We start from the raw sequence: 22,409 nt of genomic DNA on the forward strand, positions 1-22,409 counted from the left end.
GTGGAATGACGCCATGACCGAGCTCGTGACCCCCGACCTGCGCTGGTACGACGACTGGGTGGCGACCCTGACCGACTTCGGCGCGGAGTACCCGCACGGGTCCGGCTGCCCCCAGGACGGGCAGCCGCTCGACCGGGCGGCGTTCGAGGAGTTCGTGGCCGACAAGCTGCTGTTCGCCGACCCGACCGCCGAGCTCCCGAACGGCTGGGTGAGCTGTGACTACTCCTGGATCGTCGACTCCGGCGAGATGATCGGCTTCGTCGCGCTGCGGCACCGGCTCAACGACTTCCTGCTCGAGCAGGGCGGCCACATCGGCTACTCCGTCCGCCCCGCCCGGCGCCGCGAGGGGCACGCGTCGCGAGCGCTCGCGCTGGCGGTGTCCCGCGCCGCCGAGCTCGGCCTGGACCGGGTGCTGGTCACCTGCGACGAGGACAACGTCGGGTCGCGGCGCACCATCGAGAACGGCGGCGGTGAGCTCGAGGACGTGCGCGCCGGCAAACGGCGCTACTGGATCTCCACGGTCGCTGACAGTGTCGGTGGCATGATCGCCGGGTGACCCACCTCACAGGGCTGCTCGCGGAGCTCGACGCGCGGCTCGGCCGCGCCGACGACGCGCTGGCCTCCGGCTACCCGGGCGATCGGGGCGTGCGGCAGCCGGTGCACACGGCGTACGTCCCCGCTGACCGGTACGACGGCGGCACCATCGCCGCCTGGGGCGAGCAGGCGAGCCGGGTCCTGGCCGACTGCGTCACCGCGCTCGGACCGGTCGACGACGCGACGCTGGAGCGGGTGCGCGCGAAGCTGACGACCGAGCCCGTCGAGGACCTGCGGATCGACCTCGAGGACGGCTACGGCACCCGGCCCGACGAGCAGGAGGACGCCGACGCCCGGGCCGCGGCGAGGGCGCTGGCCCGGTCCGTGCTCGACGGAGTCGCCCCGCCGTTCCACGGGGTGCGGTTCAAGAGCCTCGAGCGGCCGACGCGGGTACGGGGCGTCCGCTCCCTCGACCTCGTCGTCGGCGAGCTGGTCGCAGCCGGGGCCTTGAGCGAGGGCTTCGTGGTCACCCTCCCCAAGGTCACGTCGGTGGACCAGGTCGGCGCGATGGTGCTCGTCTGCGAACGGCTCGAGGCCGCACACGAACTGTCCACCGGACGGCTCCGCTTCGAGGTCCAGGTCGAGACGCCGCAGGCGGTGTGCGGCCCGGACGGCACCGCGCTCGTGGCCCCGATGATCCGTGCCGCCGACGGTCGCTGCACCGGCCTCCACTACGGCACCTACGACTACTCCGCGTCCTGCGGCATCGCGGCGGCCCACCAGAGCATGGAGCACCCCGCCGCCGACCACGCCAAGGCGGTCATGCAGGTCGCGGCCGCCGGCACCGGCGTCCACCTCAGCGACGGCTCGACCAACGTGCTGCCCGTCGGGGACGGCGCCCCCGACGCCTGGCGGCTGCACGCCCGGCTGGTGCGACGCTCGCTGGAGCGCGGCTTCTACCAGGGCTGGGACCTGCACCCGCACCAGCTGCCGAGCAGGTACGTCGCGACGTACTCCTTCTTCCGCGACGGACTGCCGCTCGCCGCCCGGCGGCTCCGCGCCTACGTCGGGGGCGGTGACGCGGGCTACCTCGACGAGCCGGCCACCGCAGCGGCGCTGGCCGGGTTCGTCCTGCGGGGCGTCGAGTGCGGGGCCGTCGAGGAGGCCGAGGTCGACGAGCTCGCCGGTGTCGACGCCGAGCGGCTCGCCGTGCTCGCCCGACGACCCCCACCGAGTCGATGGACCGGGTCGACGAACCGAGACGACCGATGAACCAGTGAGACCCATGGACCAGGGGGACCTGTGAATCTCGAGGAGATCAACGCCGCACCGGCCGAGCAGCTGCACTCGACCCTGCTCGCCTGCTGCGACGTGCCGTCCTGGGCGCGGGCGGTGGTCGAGGCGCGGCCGTACGCCGACGTCGACGCCCTGCTCGCGACCGCCGATGAGGCGGCCCGGTCGCTCACGCCGGACGAGGTCGACCGGGCCCTGGCCGCGCACCCGCGGATCGGCGAGCGCGCGCAGGGCGGCGACACCGGGTCGGCGTGGTCGCGTCAGGAGCAGTCCGGTGTCTCGCGCGACGACCGCACCCGCGCCGAGCTCGTCGGGGTGAACCGGGACTACGAGGAGCGGTTCGGCCACGTGTTCCTGATCTGTGCGACCGGGCTGTCGGCCGAGGAGATCCTCGCCGCCGCGCGGAAGCGGCTCGGCAACGACCACGCCACCGAGGCGGCCGTGGTCGCCGACGAGCTGCGCCGGATCGCCCTGCTCCGTCTCGGGAAGGTGCTCGCGGAATGAGCCTGGTGACCACGCACGTCCTCGACACCGCGCGCGGGCGGCCCGCGGCCGGCGTACCCGTCCGCCTGTGCCGGGAGGGCGCCGTCCTCGCAGAGGCCGTCACCGACGACGACGGCCGGGTCGCCGATCTCGGGCCCGAGGAGCTGGGGCAGGGCACCTACGAGCTCGTCTTCGACGTCGCGGCGTACGCCGGCGCGGACGCGTTCTTCCCGCAGGTGACCATCGCCTTCGCCGTCGCCGACGAGCGGCACCACCACGTGCCGCTGCTGCTGAGCCCGTTCGCCTACTCGACCTATCGGGGGAGCTGATGGGCATCCACCTCGGGCCCAACCAGTACGGCAAGGCCGAGAGCCGGGTCGTCCGCGTCGTGCGGGACACCCCGCGGCACCAGGTCCGCGACCTGACCGTCTCGTCCGCGCTGCGGGGCCGCTTCGAGGACGCCCACGTGACCGGTGACCAGAAGGACGTGCTGCCCACCGACACCCAGAAGAACACCGCCTTCGCCTTCGCCAGGGAGAAGGGGATCGGCGCGATCGAGGACTACGCGCTGACGCTGGCCGACCACTTCCTCACCGCGGCGCCCGCCGCCGACGGCGCCCGGGTCGAGGTCACCGAGCAGGCGTGGGAGCGGATCGACGACCACGACCACGCCTTCGTGCGGGCCGGCGCCGGCACCCGCTCCACGGTCGTCAACGTCGATGGTCGCGGGGCCGACCGGCGTGCCCACGTCGTCTCGGGCATCCAGGACCTGGTGGTCATGAAGACCACCGGGTCGGAGTTCCGGGGCTTCCTGCGCGACCGCTACACCACGCTGCAGGACGCCGACGACCGGATCCTGGCGACCTCGCTGGTCGCCCGGTGGCGGTACGACGCCGCCGAGGTCGACTGGGACGCCTCCTTCGCCTCGATCAAGGCGCTGCTGCTGACACGGTTCGCCGAGATCCACAGCCACGCGCTGCAGCAGACCCTCTACGGCATGGGGGAGGCCGTGCTCGAGCAGCACCCCGAGGTCGCCGAGATCCGGTTCTCGGCGCCCAACAAGCATCACTTCCTGGTCGACCTGGCGCCGTTCGGGCTGGAGAACCCCGGTGAGGTGTTCATCGCCGCCGACCGGCCCTACGGGCTGATCGAGGCGAGCGTCGTGCGCGACGAGGCCTCGGACCCGGGCTCGGCGTGGCACGCGATCCCGGGCTTCTGCTGATGCCGGACCGGGTGCCCGATCCCGCGCTCGACCTCGTGGTCCGCGCCCGCCGGGTGGTGACGCCGATCGGCGAGGTCGCCGCCGACGTGGGCATCCGGGACGGGGTGATCGCCGCGGTCGCTCCGGGACTGGCCTGCGACCGGGTGGTCGAGCTCGCCGACGACGAGGTGCTGCTCCCCGGGCTGGTCGACAGCCACGTGCACGTCAACGAGCCCGGCCGCACCGAGTGGGAGGGGTTCGCCAGCGCCACCCGGGCAGCCGCCGCAGGAGGCGTCACCACGATCGTCGACATGCCGCTGAACTCGATCCCGCCGACGGTGGACGTCCCTGCCCTGGAGGTGAAGCGCGCCGCGGCGCTCGGGAAGTGCCACGTGGACGTGGCGTTCTGGGGCGGCGCCGTCCCCGGCAACCTCGCCTCGTTGCGGGCGCTGCACGACGCGGGGGTGCGCGGCTTCAAGTGCTTCCTCGTCGACTCGGGGGTGCCCGAGTTCCCGCCGCTCCCGCTCGTGGAGGTGGAGTGGGTGATGCGCGAGCTGGCGGCGTACGACGCTCTCCTGGTCGTGCACGCCGAGGACGCCGACCTGGTCGGCGAGGCCGGCGGCCGCCGCTACGCGGACTTCCTCGAGTCCCGGCCGCGTGCCGCGGAGGACCGCGCGATCGGCGCGCTGGTCGGGCTGGTCCGTGAGACCGGCTGCCGGGTGCACGTCCTGCACCTCTCCAGCGCCGACGCCGTACCCCTCCTCGCCGCCGCGCAGGCCGAGGGCCTGCCGATCACGGCCGAGACTTGTCCGCACTACCTGTCCTTCGAGGCCGAGCGGATCCGGGAGGGCGGCACGGAGTTCAAGTGCTGCCCGCCGATCCGCGAGGGCGCCAACCGCGAGGCGCTCTGGGCGGCGCTGCGCGACGGCGTGATCAGCCTCGTCGTCTCGGACCACTCGCCGTCCACGGCCGACCTCAAGCGCCTCGACACCGGCGACTTCGGGGCGGCCTGGGGCGGGATCGCCTCGCTGCAGGTGGGCCTGCCCGCCGTGTGGACCGAGGCCCGGGCCCGTGGCTTCGCCCTCGGCGACGTGGCCCGCTGGATGTCCACGGCGCCGGCCGCGTTGGCGGGCCTGCCGACCAAGGGCGCGATCGCGGTGGGTCTCGACGCCGACCTCTGCGCCTTCGCCCCCGACGAGGAGTGGCGGGTCGAGGCGGCCCGGCTGCACCACCGCAACCCCGTCACGCCGTACGACGGCCGCTCGCTCACCGGCGCCGTGCGCCGCACCTGGCTGCACGGCGAACCGATCCACCTCGACGCCGCCCCCCGCGGGCGGCTGCTGACAGGAGCACCCCGTGGCCGATGACGCGCCCACCTTCACCCACCTGCCGGACCTGGCCTCCCGGTCGCTCGCCGGCAGCGTCGTGCACGCCAACGACGAGCTGTTCGCCGAGCGCGAGAACCTGATCAAGCCGGGTCCTGCCGTCTTCGACCCGACGGAGTTCGGGCCGAAGGGGAAGGTGTACGACGGCTGGGAGACCCGTCGCCGCCGCGAGCCCGGGGAGGACTGGGCGATCGTGCGGCTGGGCGTTCCGGGCGTGGTGGCGGGGGTCGTCGTCGACACGTCGTGGTTCACCGGCAACTTCCCGCCGCACGCGTCCGTGGAGGCGACCTCCCTGCTGGGGCACCCGTCCCCGGCCGAGCTGGAGTCGGCCACGTGGACGCCGCTGGTGCCGAGGTCGCGGCTGCGCGGCGATGCGGAGAACCACTTCGAGGTCACCTCGGGGGCGCGCTGGACGCACGTGCGGCTGACCATCCACCCCGACGGCGGGGTGGCGCGTTTCCGGGTGCACGGCACGCCGGTGCCCGACCCCCGGCTGATGACCGGGACCGTCGACCTGGCGGCGCTGGAGCTCGGCGGCGACGTCGTCGACTGCTCCAACCGGTTCTACTCCTCGCCGCGCCAGCTCTTGTTGCCCGACCGGGCCCGGGTGATGGGGGAGGGCTGGGAGAACGCGCGGCGGCGCGACGACGGCAACGACCACGTCACGGTGTCGCTCGCCGCGCCCGGCATCGTGCGCCGGATCGAGGTCGACACGTCGTACTTCGTGGGCAACGCGCCGGGTGCGTGCGCTCTCGCCGGCCTGCTGGACGACGGGTCGTGGGCGCCGCTGGTCCCGCGGGTCCGGCTGCAGCCCGACACCCGCCACTTCTTCCGGGTCGCGGCGCCCGCGCCGGTCTCGGGGGTGATGCTGAACGTCTACCCCGACGGCGGGGTGGCCCGGTTGCGGGTGCATGGCGAGGTGGCCCCGGGAGTGCTGGCCGGCCTGGTGTCGCGGTGGCTGTCCCTGATGCCCGAGGCCTCCACCCGGGAGGTGCTGGCCGAGGCCGAGGTCCCCGTCGAGGACGTCGCGCGTGTGCTGGCCGGTGAGCCGCTCCCGCCGGCAGTCCTGGCCGCGGTGCTGTGGGACGCCGAGCCGCCCGGGCGGTGAGTGGGCCACCGTTGGGTGGGCGGGAACGGTGGCTGGGTCACCGCCGGGTCGGGTGCGCGGGTGTGGGCGGTGAGTGGGCCACCGTTCGGTGGGCGGGAACGGTGGCCTGCTCACCGCCCGGCCAGGGGACGTGACCGCTCGAGCTCACCCAGCAGCTGAGCGGCCACGCTCACCGCGATCGTCGCCGGGTCCTTCCCACCGAGGCCGGGCAACCCGATCGGGGTGCGGATCCGGTCGACGGCCTCCGCGGGCAGGCCCGCCTCGAGCAACTGGCCCCGGAACCGCGCCCACTTCGCCGAGGACCCGATCAGGCCGATCGGCCCCAGATGCGGAGCTCGCAGCGCCGCGTCGCACAGGGCGACGTCCTCGGCGTGGTCGTGGGTCATGACCAGGACGTGCGTGCCCGGAGGGAGGTCGGCGATGACGAGCTCGGGCAGCACCGGCACCTGGTGGACGTGCACGTGCGCCCGCGCGTCGGCGAGCACCGACAGCCGCTCGGCGTCCAGCTGCTCGGGACGCGAGTCGACCAGGTGCAGGTCGAGGTCGTGGCGGGCCAGGATCCGGGCCAGCTCGAGCCCGACGTGGCCCATCCCGAACAACGCCACCGCCGGCACCACCGCCAGCGGCTCGAGGAGCAGGGTCACCTCGCCCCCGCAGCACTGGACGCCGTGCTGGTACGCCGCGCGGTCCGACAGTGCGACCTCGACCAGCTCCGGACCCGAGGGCGAGGACGACGAAGCCAGCAGCTCGCGCGCCCGCTCGACCGCGACCGCCTCCAGGTTGCCGCCGCCGACCGACCCCCACGTCGACCCGGCGGACACCACCATCTTGGCCCCGGCCTCACGCGGCGCGTGCCCGCGCACCGTCGCCACGGTCACGAGGACTCCCGCCTCCCGGGTCTCGCGCAGGTGCGCGACCGCCCGCACCCAGTCCATCTCAGGCACCTCCCAGGACGCGCTGCTCCGACGCGGGCCGCAGCGGCGGCCCGTCCGGCAGCTCGGGCACCACGGGGCCGTGGTCGGCCGTGGGGAGCGGACCGGTGCCGCACCGGGCTGCCTCGACCGCCCAGTAGACGGCCTCCGGGATCGCGGGTGAGGGCAGGTGCACGCTGGTGCCGGGCGGGCCGAACGACGCGACCGCCTGGCGCAGTGCCTCGCGCACCGAGAACGCCAGCATCAGCGGCGGTTCGCCGACCGCCTTCGACCCGTGCACCACGCCCGACTCGGTCGCCTCCGAGAGCAGCGACACGTGGAGCTCCGGCGGCATCTCGGAGAAGCTCGGCAGCTTGTAGGTGCTCGCCGCCTGGGTGAGCAGCCGCCCGCGGCCCGGCCCGGACGACTCGTCCCAGCGCAGGTCCTCCAGCGTCAGCCAGCCCGCGCCCTGCACGAACCCGCCCTCGATCTGGCCCACGTCGACCAGCGGCGAGAGGCTGTCGCCGACGTCGTGGACGATGTCGACCCGGCGCACGGCGTACGCCCCGGTGAAGCCGTCGACCTCGACCTCGGTCGCGGCCACGCCGTACGCGAAGTACTTGAAGGGCTGCCCCCGCATCGCCGCGGAGTCCCAGACCAGGCCCTCGGTCCGGTAGAAGCCGGCCGCCCACAGCTGGACGCGGGCGAGATAGGCCTCGCGCACCAGGTCCTCCCAGGCCAGCTCGCGGCCGCCGGCGACGTCACGCAACCGGGCCAGGATCTGCTCGCAGGCGTCCTTGACCGCTGCGCCGTTGAGGTCGGCGCCGGAGCTGGCGGCGGTGGCGGAGGTGTTCGGCACCTTGTCGGTGCGCGTCGGCGCCAGCCGCACCCGGGAGAGGGGCACGCCGAGTGCGGTGGCCGCGACCTGCAGCATCTTGGTGTGCAGGCCCTGGCCCATCTCGGTGCCGCCGTGGTTGATCAGCACCGACCCGTCCTTGTAGACGTGCACGAGCGCGCCGGCCTGGTTGAAGGCGGTGAAGTTGAAGGAGATCCCGAACTTCACCGGCGTGATCGCGAGACCGCGCCGGCTGTGCGGGTGGGTCGCGTTGTGTGCGGCGACCTCGGCGCTGCGCTCGGCGAACCGGCTGGACGAGAGCAGCTGTCGCCACGCGACGTCGAGCCGCTCGGCGTGCCGGACCGGCTGGCCGTACGGCGTGGCCTGGCCGGGCCGGTAGAGGTTGCGGTGCCGCAGCTCGGCGGGGTCGTGGCCGAGCAGTGGGGCGCACCGGCCCAGCACGTCCTCGACCACCAGCATCCCCTGCGGGCCGCCGAAGCCGCGGAACGCGGTCTGCGAGGTCTTGTTGGTGCGGGCGATCCGGCCGTGCACGAGCACGTGCGGGATCCAGTAGGCGTTCTCGACGTGGCACAGCGCCCGCGCCAGCACCGGCTCGGAGAGGTCGAGGCTCCAGCCGCCGTCGGAGGTCAGCGTCGCCTCGAGCGCCTGCAGCCGGCCGTCGTCGTCGAAGCCGGCGCGCCACCGGGCGTGGAAGCCGTGGCGCTTGCCGGTCATCGTCAGGTCCTGCGTGCGGGAGAGCCGCAGCTGCACCGGCCGCCCGGTCAGCACGGCACCGAGCGCGGCGACCGCGGCGAAGCCGTGCGGCTGCATCTCCTTGCCGCCGAAGCCGCCGCCCATCCGCAGGCACTGCACGACCACGTCGTGGCTGCTGCGGCCCAGCACGTGAGCGACGATCTCCTGGGTCTCGGTGGGGTGCTGGGTGCTGCACTGGACGAACACCGACCCCGCCTCGTCGACGGTGGCGAGCGAGCTGTGCGTCTCGAGGTAGAAGTGCTCCTGCCCGGCGAGGTCGAGCTCGCCGCTGAACACGTGCGCGGACCCCGCGAACCCGGCGGCCACGTCACCGCGCTCGAGGGTCGGCCGACCGCCCTGGAAGCTGTCCGCCTCGATCGCCTCGCGGACCGTCAGGATCGACGGCAGCGGCTCGTAGTCGACCTGCACCGCGGCCGCGCCGAGCCGCGCGGCCTCGGGGGTCTCGGCGAGCACCCAGCACACCGCGTGCCCGTGGAACATGACCTCGTCGGGGAACAGCGGCTCGTCGTGCTTGACCCCCGCGTCGTTGACGCCGGGGACGTCGGCCGCGGTGAGCACCCGCACCACGCCGGCGACGTCGTACGCCGCCTCGGGCCGCAACCCGGTGACCCGGGCGTGCGCGTGCGGGGCCTGCACCGGGTGGGCGTGCAGCACGTCGCGGGCCCGCAGGGCGAGGTCCTCGGTGTAGAGCGCCTCGCCGGTGACGTGCAGGGCGGCGCTCTCGTGGGGGAGCGCCGCTCCCACCCCGGCGGTGGAGCCCCTCGAGCGGCTCATGCGACCACCTCCGCCTGGTCGGCCCGGGTGGCCCAGAGCTTGAGCAGCGACTGGCGCAGCATCGCGGAGCGGTACGCCGCGCTGGCGCGGTGGTCGTCCATCGGGGTGCCCTCGCCGCCGAGCACGTCCGCCGCCGCCCGGACCGTCTCCTCGGTCCACGGCGCACCGGTGAGCGCCTGCTCGGTGCGCAGCGCGCGGACCGGCGTGGCCGCGACGCCGCCGAGCCCGATCCGGGCCCGCTGCACGACACCGTCGGAGACGTCGAGGGCGAAGCCGACCGCGACGCTCGAGATGTCGTCGAAGCGGCGCTTGGAGACCTTGTGGAACGCCTGGATGCCGGCGAGGGGGAGCGGGATCCGGACCGACCGGATCAGCTCCTCGCGACGGCGCACGGTCTCCCGGTAGCCGGTGAACAGCTCCGCCAGCGGCACTTCGCGGTCGCCGGCCAGCGACGACAGGACGACGCTCGCGTCCAGCGCCAGCAGGGCCGGGAGCGTGTCGCCGATGGGGGAGGCGGTGGCGAGGTTGCCGCCCAGGGTGGCGCCGTTGCGGATCAGTCGCGAGGCGAACTGCGGGAACAGCTCCGCGAGGATCGGCACCCGCCCGTCGAGCCGACGCTCCACCTCGGTCAGGGTGAGCGCGGCGCCGATCTCGACCTGGTCCTGCTCGAGGCGGAGCCCGCGCAGCTCGGGCAGCCGGTCGACGGCCAGCGTCAGCGGGCTCCGCGCGCCGCGCAGGTTGACCTCCACGCCCCAGTCGGTCGACCCGGCCACGACCGTGGCGTCGGGACGCTCCGCGAGCAGGCGGAGGGCGTCCTCGAGTGCGGCCGGGCGCACGAACTCGGCGCCCTCGACGCCGAGGCGGACGGCCGGGCTCGTGGGCGCCGGCCGGTCGCGGCGCGCGGCCAGGGCGTCGTCCTCCGGGACCGGTCCGAGCGCGTACGCCGCGTCCCTGATCGGCCGGTAGCCCGTGCACCGGCACAGGTTGCCGCTGAGCGCGTGCAGGTCGAACCCGTTGGGCCCGTGCTCGGGCCCGGCGTCCTGGACCGGTTGCCGCGTGCGCCCGGGGCGGTAGTACTCCGCCGCCATGCTGCACACGAACCCCGGCGTGCAGTAGCCGCACTGCGACCCGCCCCGCTCGGCGAGCTCACGCTGGACCGGGTGCAGGTCCTCCGAGCTTCCCAGCCCCTCCACCGTGACGACCTCCTGGCCGGCCAGGGCCGCGGCCGGCACCAGGCACGCGTTGATCGCAGTCCACTCGGTCGGGGTGTCGGTGCCGGGCCGCGCGACGAGGATCGAGCACGCGCCGCACTCGCCCTCGTTGCAGCCCTCCTTGGCGCCGGTCAGGCCGCGCCCGCGCAGCCAGGCGAGCGCCGTCGTGTGCGGGGGTGTCCCCGCCAGGGGCGAGGGCGCGCCGTTGACGGTGATGACGGGTGGCTCCATGGGGTGCACTTCCTGATGCGACGGCCGGGGTGACGGGCAGGGTGACAGCCGGGGCGGTCGTCGCGTGGCGACCGCCCGGTCAGGAGGTGCGTTCCCAGCCGTGGGCCACCCTGCCCCGGGTCCAGGCGGACTGGTGGACGCGGCGGCGTACGTCGGCGGGGTGCGGGTGCAGCACCATCGTCGCCTCCCGTGAGCGCCCTCGTCCGACCCCGGTGGTCGAAGGGTGCTTCGACCGTACGTCGCGGCGATTCCGCGCGGCAAGGTTTTCGCCGACCCGCGCCGCGGAAGATGGGGAGCCGCTCCCGACGTCCGCCCACGTCGGTCGCTCCTAGGTTCGGTCCACGACCACCCGACCGACCCGAGGACTCCCGATGTCGACCATCCGCACCAGCCACGACGTGGTGATCGTGGGCGCCCGCTGCGCCGGCGCCGCGACCGCGATGCTGCTCGCCCGCGCGGGTCTCGACGTCGTGGTGGTGGACCGGGCGGACCTGCCGGGCGACACCACCTCGACACACTCGCTGGTCCGCGGCGCGGTGGTGCAGCTGGACCGCTGGGGACTGCTGGAGGAGGTGCTGGCCAGTGGCGCGCCGCCGATCAGGTCGGTGCTGTTCCAGCAGTACGCCGGAGGTTGCGGCACCCCGGTCCCCGAGCCCGTGCGCCGCCCGGTCAGGGCGAGGGCGGGGATCGACCTGCTGCTGGCGCCACGCCGCTTCGTGCTGGACACGATCCTGGCCGAGGCCGCGGTCCGCGCCGGGGCCACCCTGCTGACCCGCACCACCGCCACCGGGGTGCTGCGTGACACCGGTGGCCGGGTGGTCGGCGTGACCACGCGCGGGCCGGGCGGAGCGCGGCGGGAGCTGCGCGCCCGGCTGGTCGTCGGCGCGGACGGCGTCCACTCCCGGACGGCGGGGTACGTCGGGGCGGCGACCGTGGCGTCGTACGCCCCGAGCGGAGGCTGCTTCTACACCTACGTCGCCGACGTGCCCTGGGACGGCTTCGAGTTCCACCTGGCCCGCGGTGCGTTCGCCGGCGTCTTCCCCACGCACCACGGGGAGGCGTGCGTCTGGCTGATCCGGCCCGCCGCCGAGCTGCGGCCGTTGCTCGCGGCCGGCGCCGATCGGCTCGACGCGTGGCTGCAGGCCCTGCACGGGACCGTCCCCGACCTGGCTCACCGGGTCCTGGCGGGCCGGGTCGCGGCCCGGGTCCGGGGCGCCGTCGGACTGCCGAACCGGCTGCGCCGGGCCGCCGGGCCGGGCTGGGCCCTGGTCGGGGACGCCGGCTACCACCGCGACCCGATCACGGGGCACGGCATCACCGACGCCTTCCGTGACGCCGAGCTGCTCGCCGACGCCGCCATCCGGTGGCTGCGCGAGGACGACCTCGAGCGGGAGGCCGCGGAGATGGCGGGATACGAGTGCTCGCGGGACGCGGCGATCGGCGACACGTTCCGGCTCACCCGCGCGCTCGGGGACCTCCCCGACCCGGAGCGGTTCGTGGAGCTTCAGGGCGCGCTGAGCCGGGCGCTGGACGTCGAGGCCACACAGCTCGCCGAGCGTCCGGCACTCCTCGGGGAGGCGGTCGCCCGTGCCTGACCGCCTCCCCTCCAGACATCTCTCCGACACCCACCCCCACCAGAAAGGGACTCCCATGTCCACCACGCACGACCTGCACCTGAACGGCGTCGACACCGATGCCCTCTTCGCCACCATCGATGCGGTCCGGCAGCAGCCTGCGGCCGCCGCGTTCCAGTTCCGCGCCGAGAGCGAGTGGGTGTCGGGCACCCACTCGCGGGGCCGGTTCCCGGGCTTCTCCGGCGCCGGCCAGGAGCACGTCCACGTCCACGACACCGTCGTCGACGCCGACCACCCCGCGGTGCTGGTCGGCCGGGACCACGGCCCCACGCCGGCCGAGCTGCTGCTCAACGCGCTCGCCGCCTGCCTGATGGCGGGCCTGGCCAACATCGCCGCCGCCCGTGGGGTGCAGCTGAGCGGCGTACGCTGCCGCGTCGACGGCGACATCGACCTGCGCGGCATCCTCGGGCTCGACCCGGCGGTCCGCAACGGCTTCCACGCGGTCCGGGCGACCTTCGAGGTCGACGCGGACGCCGACGCCGAGGTGCTCGCGGGGCTGGTGGCGCAGTCGAGGGCCCGCTCCGCGGTCTTCGACGTGCTGGCGCACGGCACCGACGTCACGGTCGAGATCGCCCGGGCCGACGGGGTGGACCGATGAGTAGCCCTGTGTCAACGTCAGGCCGCTTCGACACCGCTGAGCAGTGCCTGGAGGGCGCCGTGCTGGTGGGGGTCGTAGGCGGTCTGGTTCTGCCAGCATCGCCAGATCACGCCGAGCCAGGCGCGGGCCAGGATGCGGGTGGCGTGGGGGTGGTCCTTGCCGCGGGCGAGGGCGTCGTTGTAGATCTTCGCGGCCCAGGGGTTGGCTCGGCGGGAGTCGCCGGCGAAGTCGCAGACGGCGTCGCGGAGCTCTTTGTTGACCGCCCATCGGTAGGTGACGGCTTTGTGCTTGCCGGATTGGCGGGTCGAGGGCGCGACGCCGGCCAGGCAGGCCAGGGACGCGGCGTCGGGAAACCGGCCGCGGACGTCGCCGATCTCGGCGAGCAGCCGGGCAGCGCGCACGGTGCCGCCGCGGGGCAGGGACTGGAAGATGTGGGCGTCGGCGTGCAGGGCGAGCTGTTCGGCGATCTGGGCCTCGAGGGTCGCGATCTGTTCGACGAGCTCGGTCAGGACGCTCAGCATGGCGCGGGTGACATGGGCGCGGGCGGCGCCGTCGGGACCGACCGGTCCACGCGGCGCAGTCTGCAGGTGGGCGTAGAGGTCGGCGGGGTTCTTGCGGCCGCTGTAGCCGACGCTGCTCAGCCAGGCCGCCAGCCGCTTCACGCTGAGCCAGTCGGCGCGTTCCTGGGAGTCGAAGCGGGCCAGGAACCGCAGGCTGATCTGGGAGTCCAGGTCCTTGAAGAGACCCACAGCGCCGGGGAACGCGGCCTGCAGGTGGGCGCGCAGCTGGTTGCACAGCGCGACGCGGTGCTTGACCAGTTCGCGGCGGGCCCGGACGGTGGCGCGCAGGGTCTTGGTGGCTTCGCTGTCGTGGGTCAGCGGCCGCAGCCGGGTGCGGTCGGTGCGCAGGGTGTCGGCCAGGACGTAGGCGTCGAACCGGTCGTCCTTGTTGCCGGCCGAGCCGTAACGGCTGCGCAGATTCTTGAGCCGGTTGGGACTGATCACGACCACGGTCAGGTCGGCGTGGAGCAGAGCATCGACGACGGGGCCATCGCCGCGTTCGATGGCGACCTCGCCGACGCCGTGGTTGATCAGGAACTTCACCAACGTGCGAAGTCCGGCCGCGGTGTGGTCGACAGTCCTGCGGGCGACTTCGCGGCCGCGGTGATCGACCACGCTGACGGCGTGGTCCTCGCTGGCCCAGTCCACACCGCCGGTGACACCGTTGATGGGCTGGTCGGGCAGTTTGCTCTCCGGGGTGGTGCTGGCAGACTTCATGTCAGCCTCCTCGCTGCTAGACCCAGTGGGGAGGCACCCTCGTCTTGGTGCCGGGACGCATCTGTCTGTCAGCTCACTGATCGGCGCTCCCAGCCAGCCATCCGGTCGGCCTTGGCGCACAGCCCTGTCGACGATCACGGCGTCCCGGGTGACCGCCGGGCCCTGCAGAACTCATCGTGGACATCAAGGGGTCGAGCGAGCAGGGCAGTGACCCGACGGCACCTGGGGTGCATCAGCGGCCCGTCCAGGACCGCCGACACGAGGAAGGTAGTCCAGTGAGCCGGCAGCCTGGCCCGCTCCCCGCGGCCAGCTTCCTGCGCGACCCCGAGCCGACCGAGGCGGTGCAGCGGATGTACGCCGCCGACCTCGACGGGCAGGGGTACGTCGCGCACCTGACCCGGCTCTGGGCGAACAGCCCCGAGTCCCTCCACCTCCTCTCCCAGGGGCTGGGCCTGGCCGGTCACCTCGGCGGTCTCGACTTCCGGCAGCGCCAGCTGCTGATCACCGCGTGCGCCTCGGCGATGGGTGACTCCTACTGCTCGCTGGCCGGCGGCGCCCGGCTGGCCACGGCCTCGACCCCCGAGACGGCGGCCGGCGTGATCGACGGCTCGGCCGCGACCCTGACCGCCCTGGACGCGGCCCTGGTCGCGTGGGCGCGGAGGATGGCGCGCGACCCCAACGCCACCACCGCGGCCCATGTCGAGGAGCTCCGGGCGCTTGGCCTCGAGGACGGGCAGGTCTTCGCCCTCACCGTGTACGTCGCCCTGAGGCTCGCGTTCGCCACGGTCAACGACACGCTCGGGGCCGCCCCCGACCGCGAGCTCGCGGAGCGGGTGCCTGCGGTGGTGCGGGACGCGGTCGGCTTCGGACGGCCGGTGGGACCATGAGACGCCACGACAGCCCCGGGAGGCCTGCGATGACCGACAACCCGCCCGCCTGGCCGCACGGCGCGCCCGCCGTCGGCGACCGCGCGTCGATGAGCCGCGTCGTCGAGACGGCCGACATCGAGCGGTTCACCGCGATGAGCGGCGACCGCAACCCAGTCCACTACGACGCGGAGCTCGCGGCCCGCACCCGCCTCGGCGGCATCGTCGTCCAGGGCGGCGTGACCACCGCGATCCTCAACGCGGTCGTCGCCGAGAAGCTGCCGGGGCCCGGCACCGTCTTCCTCGAGACGCACTGGAAGTTCCTCGCCCCGACCCGCCCCGGTGACGAGATCACCGGCGAGGTCGAGGTGACGGCGGTGCGCGAGGACAAGCCGATCACGACGCTGGCCACCCGCGTGGTCCGCGGCGACGGGGTCGTCGCGATCGAGGGCACCGCGGTGTGCTGGACGATGGCGCTCGACTGATCAGGACAGGCCGAGCTCGTCCGCCTGCACGACCACGGCCCGCCGGTGCGGCAGCCCCAGCTTCGCCAGCACCGCGGAGACGTGGTGGTCGGCCGTCTTGGGGGAGATGTAGAGGCGGCCGGCGATCTCGGCGTTGGTGAAGCCGCGGGCCACCAGCTTGGCCACGTCGAGCTGACGGTTGGTCAGGCCCGCCGGGTTCGCCCGGGTGCTGACCCGCGGCCGCTGCGGCACCTGCGTGACGCCCTCCCGGCGCAGGGCGAGCCGGTGCCGGTCGGCCACCGCGACGGCGTCGAGCAGGTCGAGCCGCTCGATGGCGCGGGTGCGGCGCCCGGCGTCGGTCGAGTCCGCCCACGCCATCGCCTCGTCGAAGACCGCGCCGACCCGGTGCCACCAGGCCGCGGCGTCGTCGTACCGTCCCGAGAGCGCGAGCCGGAACGGCTCGGCCACATGATCGAGGGAGGCGTCGAGAGGAGGCTCGGGCAGCAGGTCCAGCCTGGTCAGCCAGACCGCCAGGTCGCCGACACCCCACGCCGTCCCGGGGGCGCCGGCCAGCTCGCGCACGGCGGTCACCGCGGTGTCGGTGACGCGGGGGTCGGGGGTGCCCGTGAGCCACATCTGCTCGGCCAGGGCGGACAGCACCGGCAGCCGGCGCAGCGGCTCGTCGAGCTGCTCGGCCAGTCGCCACGCGTCGTCGAGGTGCTCACCGACGGTGCCTCCGCGGCGCAGCTCGAGCAGGCCGCGGACGATGTGCGGCCACAGGGCTGCCAACGGCATGTCCGAGCCCTCCAGGACCCAGGCGGAGTCCTCCAGCGCGGCGCTCCACCGGCCCTGGGCCAGGTGCAGCCGGGACCGCACCCCGGTCTGCCAGTACATGCAGATCGGGATGTCCCGGTCCCGCGCGAAACGCAGCGACTCCTCGAGCACGTGCTCGGCGGCCCGGAGCCGCCGCTGCTCCACGTCGATGTTCGCCAGGTTGGAGTAGCCGGTCGACGCCAGCTCGTCGAGGCCCAGCCTCCGGGCCGCATCGATCATGTCGACGAGCCTGAGCCGCCCGTCGAGGTCGCCGCGGGCGAGGTCGCTGGCGGCGGTGAACAGCCCGGCGCGCACGGCCAGCGCCTCGCTGCCCTGCTCGCGGGCGACCCGGGTGGCGTCGGCCTGGCACTGCTGGACCAGGTCGAACTCGCCGCGCTGCAGAGCGAGGTAGCTGCGGATGACGCGGGCGGCGCCGTACTGCATGACCGCCGCGTCCCGGGCGATCTCGGCCGCACGGTCGGCGTGCGACTCCGCCTGGCGTCGGTGGACGCTGTAGTACTCGAACTTCGCATAGGACTCGTACGCCGCGGACAGCCCCGCCGCGTCCCCGGCCCGGCTCCACAGGGGGAGCGACGAGCTGATGGTGCCGAGCGCCGTGCCGAGCTGGTTGGTCATGTACTGCTCGTTCGCCAGCTGCGTCGTCAGCGTGGCCCGGCGGGCGGGGTCGTCGTCGAGGTGGGCCAGGGCGGTCTCGAGGAAGGCCACCGCCTCGGTGTGCGAGCCGGCCCGCATCGCCTCGGCCGCTGCGGCCTCGGCATAGCGGGCGGCGCGCCCGCTGTCGTGGGCCGCCACCGCGTGGTGGGCGAGGAGTGCCACGTCGTGCGGCCCGGTCTGCTCGAGCAGGTCGAGGAGCCGGGCGTGCAGCCGGGGACCGCCGCCGGCGGGGATGGTGCTCTCGATCGCCAGCCGGGCGAGCTCGTGGCAGAACACCAGGCCCCGCCCGTCGCGCAGCAGCAGGCCGGTGGAGTGCAGCCGCCGCAGGGTGGGCAGGTCGACACCGAGCCCGGGGAGCAGCCGGTCGTCCAGCCGGTCGGTCGCGGCCGCCGCGAGCTGGAGCACCTCGAAGTCGTCGGGGGCGACGTCGACGGTGCGGGCGAGGACGGCGTCGCGCACCGAGCGGGGGAGCGGACGTCCGGGGTCCTTGGCCACCTCGACCGCGAAGAACGGGTTGCCGCCGGTGAGCGCGTGCACCCGCGCGGGCTCGAGGCCGGTGCCGTCGAGCAGCGCCGCCACGCCGCTCTCGCTGAGCGGCCGGAGCGGCAGGGTGGTGAGGCTCTCCAGCGACGCGAAGTCGCCGAGCAGGGCGCGCGCCGAGTGCCGCGGCCCGACCTCGTCGTCGCGGTAGGTCACGACCAGCGCGAGGGGGATGGCGTCGATGCGGCGGACCAGGAACCGGAGCACCTCGACCGACGCCGCGTCGATCCAGTGCAGGTCCTCGACGACGAGGACGGTGCGCTCGGCGCCGAGGGCGTCGTACACCGCCTCGCACACGGCGCTGCGGGACAGCTCGTCCCCGGTCAGCAGCGGGGTGATGCCGGCCGGCCCGGCGATGTCGCGGAACGGGCCGAGCGGGCGGGGCGTGGCCAGGGGATCGCAGGCGCCGCGGAGCACGCGCAGGTCCGGGACGCCGGCCAGTGCGGCCGCCACGAGCGCGGACTTGCCGGCCCCGGCGTCCCCGCTGACGGCGACCCCGGAGCCCCGGCCCGCCGCTGTCTGCCCGAGAGCCTGGTGGAGCGCGGCGAGCTCTGCGTCCCGCTCGAACAGGCTCACGGGAGCCACCCTAGGACGCTCCGCGCGCGCCAGGAAGTGGTTTTCCCGGTCCCGCCCCGGGGCCTCGACCGGTGTGGTCGAGGCCCCGGGGCGGGTACGACGACCGGTCACCCGGCGGCGACCTGCTCGGCCGTGTGCGGCCCGAACTCGTTGGCGACCACGGTCACCAGGTCGGCCGGGAACCCGCCGCGCCGGGCGTGCTCGAGGATCGTCTCGACGTCGTCGGTCTCGTGCAGGCAGTAGATCTTGTTGCCGGCCACGTAGCTGGTGACCCAGGTGTACGGCACGCCGAGGGAGTCGACGGCCGCGTTGGAGGTCGCTGCGATCTGGGCGAGGTCGGCCTGGGTGAGGTCGCCGGCGCCGTCGATCTCACGCTCGATGAGGAAACGCTGCATGGTGGTGCTCCTTGTGGTGGTCCCCCGGCACGGTGCCGGCGGTGTTCCCACCCTCGGTCGTCGCGGGCGTCACGACATCGGGAGCGGCTCCCCATCTGTGGCCCCGTGCGGTGACGGAGCGTCGAGCCGTCGGACGGCCGCCCGAGTGCGGCCGCCCGACGATCTCGGACCGGGTTGTGCGAGCGTCAGTTCTCCACCCCGATCACCCCGAGGTCGGGGTTGCCGTTCGACGAGGGCGTGACGGTGAAGTCCTGCACCTTCGACCCGTGGAGCCAGTAGAAGTTGGTGATCTCCAGCGGGATGTACGCCACGTCCTTGCCCAGCACGATGTCGGCCTGCTGGAGGAAGGATGTCTGCTCCTCGATCGTGCCGGCGCCCCGCGCCTGGTCGACCAGCTTGTTGAACTCTTCGCTGTTGTACTGGCCGTAGTCGGAGTTCGTGCTCGTCTTGCTCATGATCCGGCCGTCGAACAGCTGCGGCGAGACGGTGATGGCCGAGGGCCAGTCGGCGCCCCAGCCTTCCCAGACGACGCTGCTGTCCTTGTTCGGCTTGTCGATGACGTCGAGGTAGGTGTCGCCCAGCCCGTCCAGGGTCACGTCGAAGCCGGCCTGGTCCCAGGTGTCCTTGAGCGCCGCGGCCTGCTTGTCGTAGGTCTCGCTGCTCTGGTAGGTGAAGGTGATCGGCACCGGTGTCTTCACGCCGGCCTCCGCCAGCAGCTTCTTGGCGGCGTCGACGTCACCCGTGTTCGGGCCTTCGAACGCCGGGTTCGGCTTGTACCCCGGCAGGTTCGGGTTCACGATCGACTCGGCGGGGCTGTAGGCCTTCTCGCCGCCACCGGCGTCGATCCAGGCCTGGGCGTTCGTCGAGACCGCGAGCGCCTGCCGGACCTTGAGGTCGGGCATGTTGGGGATCACCGGCTGCAGGTAGTCGACGTACGGCGACTTCACCAGGAGCGAGCGGTCCGCGACCGAGCCCTCGATCTGGGTGTAGTACGACGGCGGCACCCGCGAAGAGGTGATGGCGTACTGGTCGTTGCCGTTGTCCGCGATCAGCCGGTCGTAGATCGTCTCGGGGGTCTGGCCGATGGTGAAGACGATCTTGTCCGGCAACGCCTCGCGGTTCTCGGGCGAGTCCGTCTTCGGGTCGTAGTTCTCGTTACGGATGAACGTGGCGCCCGTGTTCTTGTCCCAGTAGTTCCCTTCCACCCGGTAGGGGCCGTTGGAGAAGATCATGTAGTTCGACTTCGCGCCCTGGTCCTTGTCCTTGCGGAACGGGTCCGCCATGTGCAGTGACGCGACGGCCAGCGGGAAGTCCGGCCACGGCGACTTGAACCGGTAGGTGATCGTGTTGCCGTCGCAGGTGACCGCCTTGTCGTAGTACTTCTGGCCGTCCCCCTTGTACGGCCCGTCATAGACGGACAGCCCGGTCTTGGCGTCGATCGGGATGTCGAGGTAGCTGAGCATGTACGTCGGCCCGCCGGTGATCACGTCGGTCGCGAAGGCGCGCGATGCGCCGTACTTGAAGTCCTCGCAGGTGATCGGCTTGCCGTCCTCCCACTTCACGCCGTCCTTGACCGTGAACTTCCAGACCTTGCCGCCCTCGGACGAGGTGCCGGTGTCGGTCGCGAGGTCGGGGACGGGGGTGAAGCCCTCTTTCTCGTCCGTGGCGGTCGGGAAGGTCACCAGCTGGCGGAAGATCGTGCGGCTCCAGTTGCTCATCTCGACGCCGTAGTAGGCGCGCGCGGGATCGATGTACTCGTACGGATCGTTGATGTAGTAATAGAGCGTGCCGCCGGCCTTGGCCGGCCCCGACGAGCTGTTGTTGTCGGACGAGCCACCGCCACAGGCGGCGAGACCTGCCGCCAGCGCGACCGCGGCCGCGACGGCGATCCCCCGCCTTGGATGCTTCAACATGCGCTTCTCCCTTGCGTGCTGGGTGACGCGCTGGAAGCGTCGCCACGGTCGGTCACGAAGGTCGAGTCCCCTTCCCTCCAACCTAGGAACGCTGTCGCATCAGCGCGGCTCCGATGGCGTAACGATCGGGTGTCGACACGCGGTGGCGGGTCACGAGTCGGTGATCATCCGATCGGGCCCGCTCGTCAGCCCGCCACGCCGATGGGGCCGAGGTCCGGGTAGCCCGACGAGGACGCGGCGTTGACGTAGCCGGTCACCCGGGAACCGTGCAGGAAGTAGAAGTTGGCGACATCCAGCGGGATGTAGGCCACGTCCTCGCCGAGGACCTTGTCGGCCTCACGGAGGGTTGCGGTCTGCTCGTCGAGGGTCGAGGCCTGCTGGGCCTGGTCGACGAGCGAGTTGAACTCCTGGCTCTCGTAGGCGCCGGTGTCCTGGCCGTCGGAGGTCTCGGTCAGGTTGACACGGCTGTCGAAGAGCGGAGGTGTCACCGTGATCGCCGAGGGCCAGTCGGCGCCCCACACGGTCCACATGACGTCGCTCTCCTTGTCCGGCCTCGCGACGGCGTCGAAGTAGGTGCTGCCCAGGCCGTCGAGGGTCACGTCGAAGCCGGCCTGGTCCCAGGTCTCCTTCAGCGCCGCGGCCTGCTTGTCAGCGGTCTCGGTGCTCGGGTAGGTGAAGGTGATCGGGTAGGGCATCTTGACGCCGGCGTCCTCGAGCATCGCCTTGGCGGCCTCGGGGTCGCCCTCCTGCGGGCCGTCGAAGGCCGGGTTGGCCTGGTAGCCGACCACGGCCGGGTTCACGATCGACTCGGCGGGGCCGTAGGCCTTCTCGCCACCACCGGCGTCGATCCACGCCTGGGCGTTGGTCGCGACCTTGAGGGCCTCACGGACCTTCGGGTCGGTCAGGCGACGGAAGTTCGGCACCAGGTAGTCCACGTACGGCGACTCGACGACGGTGGAACGGTCGGCCGCGCGACCTGCCAGGTCCGGGTAGGAGGGCGGGGGTGCCCGCTCCTCCGTCACGGCGTACTGGTCGTCACCGTCGTCGGCGATGAGGCGGTCGTAGATCGTCTCGGAGGTCTGACCCACGTCGAAGACGATCTGGTCCGGCAGCGCCATGCGCAGGTCGGTCGTGTCGGTCGACGGGTCGTAGTCGTCGTTGCGAACAAAGGTCGCGCCCGTCTGCTTGTCCCACATGTTGCCCTCGACCCGGTAGGGGCCGTTGGAGAAGATCATGTAGTTGGACTTCGGACCCTCGTCCTTGTCCTGGCGGAACGGATCCATCATGTGCAGGGACGCGATGGCCAGCGGAAAGTCCGGCCACGGCTGCTTGAAGTGGTAGGCGATGGTGTTGCCGTCGCAGGTGATCGCCTTGTCGAACAGCTCCTGGCCGTCACCCCTGTACGGACCGTTGTAGGCCGGCAGGCCGGTCTTCGAGTCCGTGGGGATGTCGAGGTAGCTCAGCAGGTAGTTCGGGCCACCGGTGATGACGTCGGTCGCGAACACGCGGGAGGCGCCGTACTTGAAGTCCTCACAGGTGATCGGCTTGCCGTCCTCCCACTTCACGCCGTCCTTGACGGTGAAGGACCAGACCTTGCCGCCCTCCGAGGAGGTGCCGGTGTCGGTGGCCAGGTCGGGGACCGGGGTGTTGGCCTTCTCCGGGTCGTTCGAGATCGGGAAGGACACCAGCTGGCGGTAGACGGTCCGGCTGAAGTTCGTCATCTCGGACCCGAGGTAGCTGCGTTGCGGATCGACGTGGTCGTACGCCTTCTGGGTGTAGTAGTACAGCGTGCCGCCCGCCCGGCTGGGCGACAGGGAGCCCCCGCTGGCCGCCCCTCCGTCGCATGCGGCGGTGAGCGCTCCGGCCAGTCCCAGGGTGACCAGTCCGGCGAGTGAGGGTCGACATCCGGGCATGGGTT

General features: G+C 73.1%; 19 protein-coding genes. 11 read left to right on the forward strand and 8 right to left on the reverse strand.

Annotated elements, in window-relative coordinates:
• Positions 1–13: 13 nt before the first annotated feature.
• The 7 genes from ACZ43H_RS22050 to alc are packed head-to-tail and all read left to right on the forward strand — an operon-like array spanning position 14 to position 6,004.
• Complete coding sequence (locus tag ACZ43H_RS22050; RefSeq protein ID WP_464586465.1) at positions 14–556, forward strand: GNAT family N-acetyltransferase; 543 nt, start codon at positions 14–16, stop codon at positions 554–556.
• Positions 553–1,806, forward strand: a complete 1,254-nt coding sequence (locus tag ACZ43H_RS22055; protein ID WP_464586466.1) for a DUF6986 family protein — start codon at positions 553–555, stop codon at positions 1,804–1,806. Before ACZ43H_RS22050 ends, ACZ43H_RS22055 begins: the two co-directional genes overlap by 4 nt.
• Positions 1,807–1,836: 30 nt before the next feature.
• Positions 1,837–2,331: a 2-oxo-4-hydroxy-4-carboxy-5-ureidoimidazoline decarboxylase gene (gene uraD / locus ACZ43H_RS22060; protein ID WP_464586467.1), complete on the forward strand. Its 495-nt coding sequence runs from the start codon at positions 1,837–1,839 to the stop codon at positions 2,329–2,331.
• The gene (uraH, locus tag ACZ43H_RS22065) at positions 2,328–2,639 is read left to right on the forward strand and encodes a hydroxyisourate hydrolase (protein ID WP_464586468.1); all 312 of its coding nucleotides are present in this window, start codon (positions 2,328–2,330) and stop codon (positions 2,637–2,639) included. Before uraD ends, uraH begins: the two co-directional genes overlap by 4 nt.
• The gene (gene pucL / locus ACZ43H_RS22070) at positions 2,639–3,532 is read left to right on the forward strand and encodes a factor-independent urate hydroxylase (RefSeq protein WP_464586469.1); all 894 of its coding nucleotides are present in this window, start codon (positions 2,639–2,641) and stop codon (positions 3,530–3,532) included. Before uraH ends, pucL begins: the two co-directional genes overlap by 1 nt.
• Complete coding sequence (allB, locus tag ACZ43H_RS22075; protein WP_464586470.1) at positions 3,505–4,878, forward strand: allantoinase AllB; 1,374 nt, start codon at positions 3,505–3,507, stop codon at positions 4,876–4,878. Before pucL ends, allB begins: the two co-directional genes overlap by 28 nt.
• Entirely contained in the window at positions 4,868–6,004 is a 1,137-nt protein-coding gene (gene alc, locus ACZ43H_RS22080) for an allantoicase (protein ID WP_464586471.1), read from the forward strand. Before allB ends, alc begins: the two co-directional genes overlap by 11 nt.
• A 110-nt stretch (positions 6,005–6,114) precedes the next feature.
• Here the strand turns inward: alc and xdhC are convergent, their stop codons facing one another.
• Genes xdhC through ACZ43H_RS22095 form a run of 3 tightly spaced genes read right to left on the reverse strand, consistent with a single transcriptional unit; the run spans position 6,115 to position 10,740 of the window.
• Positions 6,115–6,939: a xanthine dehydrogenase accessory protein XdhC gene (xdhC, locus tag ACZ43H_RS22085; RefSeq protein ID WP_464586472.1), complete on the reverse strand. Its 825-nt coding sequence runs from the start codon at positions 6,937–6,939 to the stop codon at positions 6,115–6,117.
• A gap of 1 nt (position 6,940) precedes the next feature.
• Positions 6,941–9,298 carry a xanthine dehydrogenase molybdopterin binding subunit gene (gene xdhB, locus ACZ43H_RS22090; protein ID WP_464586473.1) on the reverse strand — a complete coding sequence of 786 codons (2,358 nt, stop codon included), beginning with the start codon at positions 9,296–9,298 and terminating at the stop codon, positions 6,941–6,943.
• Positions 9,295–10,740 carry a xanthine dehydrogenase small subunit gene (locus ACZ43H_RS22095; protein WP_464586474.1) on the reverse strand — a complete coding sequence of 482 codons (1,446 nt, stop codon included), beginning with the start codon at positions 10,738–10,740 and terminating at the stop codon, positions 9,295–9,297. The genes xdhB and ACZ43H_RS22095 overlap by 4 nt, the downstream gene beginning before the upstream one ends.
• 371 nt (positions 10,741–11,111) lie before the next feature.
• Here ACZ43H_RS22095 and ACZ43H_RS22100 point away from each other — a divergent pair, with 371 nt between their 5' ends.
• Positions 11,112–12,335 carry an NAD(P)/FAD-dependent oxidoreductase gene (locus tag ACZ43H_RS22100; RefSeq protein WP_464586475.1) on the forward strand — a complete coding sequence of 408 codons (1,224 nt, stop codon included), beginning with the start codon at positions 11,112–11,114 and terminating at the stop codon, positions 12,333–12,335.
• Positions 12,336–12,390: 55 nt separating this feature from the next.
• Positions 12,391–12,972, forward strand: coding sequence for an OsmC family protein (locus ACZ43H_RS22105; protein WP_464586476.1), 582 nt, complete (start codon positions 12,391–12,393; stop codon positions 12,970–12,972).
• A gap of 17 nt (positions 12,973–12,989) precedes the next feature.
• Here the strand turns inward: ACZ43H_RS22105 and ACZ43H_RS22110 are convergent, their stop codons facing one another.
• Entirely contained in the window at positions 12,990–14,249 is a 1,260-nt protein-coding gene (locus ACZ43H_RS22110; protein ID WP_464583928.1) for an IS110 family RNA-guided transposase, read from the reverse strand.
• Positions 14,250–14,524: 275 nt separating this feature from the next.
• On the opposite strand from ACZ43H_RS22110, the gene ACZ43H_RS22115 reads away from it, so the two are divergent.
• The gene (locus ACZ43H_RS22115; RefSeq protein WP_464586477.1) at positions 14,525–15,136 is read left to right on the forward strand and encodes a carboxymuconolactone decarboxylase family protein; all 612 of its coding nucleotides are present in this window, start codon (positions 14,525–14,527) and stop codon (positions 15,134–15,136) included.
• Positions 15,137–15,165: 29 nt separating this feature from the next.
• Complete coding sequence (locus ACZ43H_RS22120; RefSeq protein WP_464586478.1) at positions 15,166–15,600, forward strand: MaoC family dehydratase; 435 nt, start codon at positions 15,166–15,168, stop codon at positions 15,598–15,600.
• Here ACZ43H_RS22120 and ACZ43H_RS22125 read toward each other — a convergent pair whose 3' ends face one another.
• The 4 genes from ACZ43H_RS22125 to ACZ43H_RS22140 all read right to left on the reverse strand — a co-directional run bounded on the left by ACZ43H_RS22125 (position 15,601) and on the right by ACZ43H_RS22140 (position 22,404).
• The gene (locus ACZ43H_RS22125) at positions 15,601–18,183 is read right to left on the reverse strand and encodes an AAA family ATPase (protein WP_464586479.1); all 2,583 of its coding nucleotides are present in this window, start codon (positions 18,181–18,183) and stop codon (positions 15,601–15,603) included.
• 107 nt (positions 18,184–18,290) lie between these two features.
• A complete protein-coding gene (locus ACZ43H_RS22130; RefSeq protein ID WP_464586480.1) occupies positions 18,291–18,578 on the reverse strand; it encodes a DUF4242 domain-containing protein in 288 nt (95 codons plus the stop codon).
• A 185-nt stretch (positions 18,579–18,763) separates the two neighbouring features.
• Positions 18,764–20,491 (reverse strand): ABC transporter substrate-binding protein, encoded by a 1,728-nt coding sequence (locus ACZ43H_RS22135; protein WP_464586481.1) that lies wholly within the window; start codon positions 20,489–20,491, stop codon positions 18,764–18,766.
• Between the two features lie 185 nt (positions 20,492–20,676).
• Positions 20,677–22,404 carry an ABC transporter substrate-binding protein gene (locus ACZ43H_RS22140; RefSeq protein WP_464586482.1) on the reverse strand — a complete coding sequence of 576 codons (1,728 nt, stop codon included), beginning with the start codon at positions 22,402–22,404 and terminating at the stop codon, positions 20,677–20,679.
• Positions 22,405–22,409: the final 5 nt, after the last annotated feature.

It is taken from the genome of Nocardioides sp. DN36, from assembly GCF_055380375.1.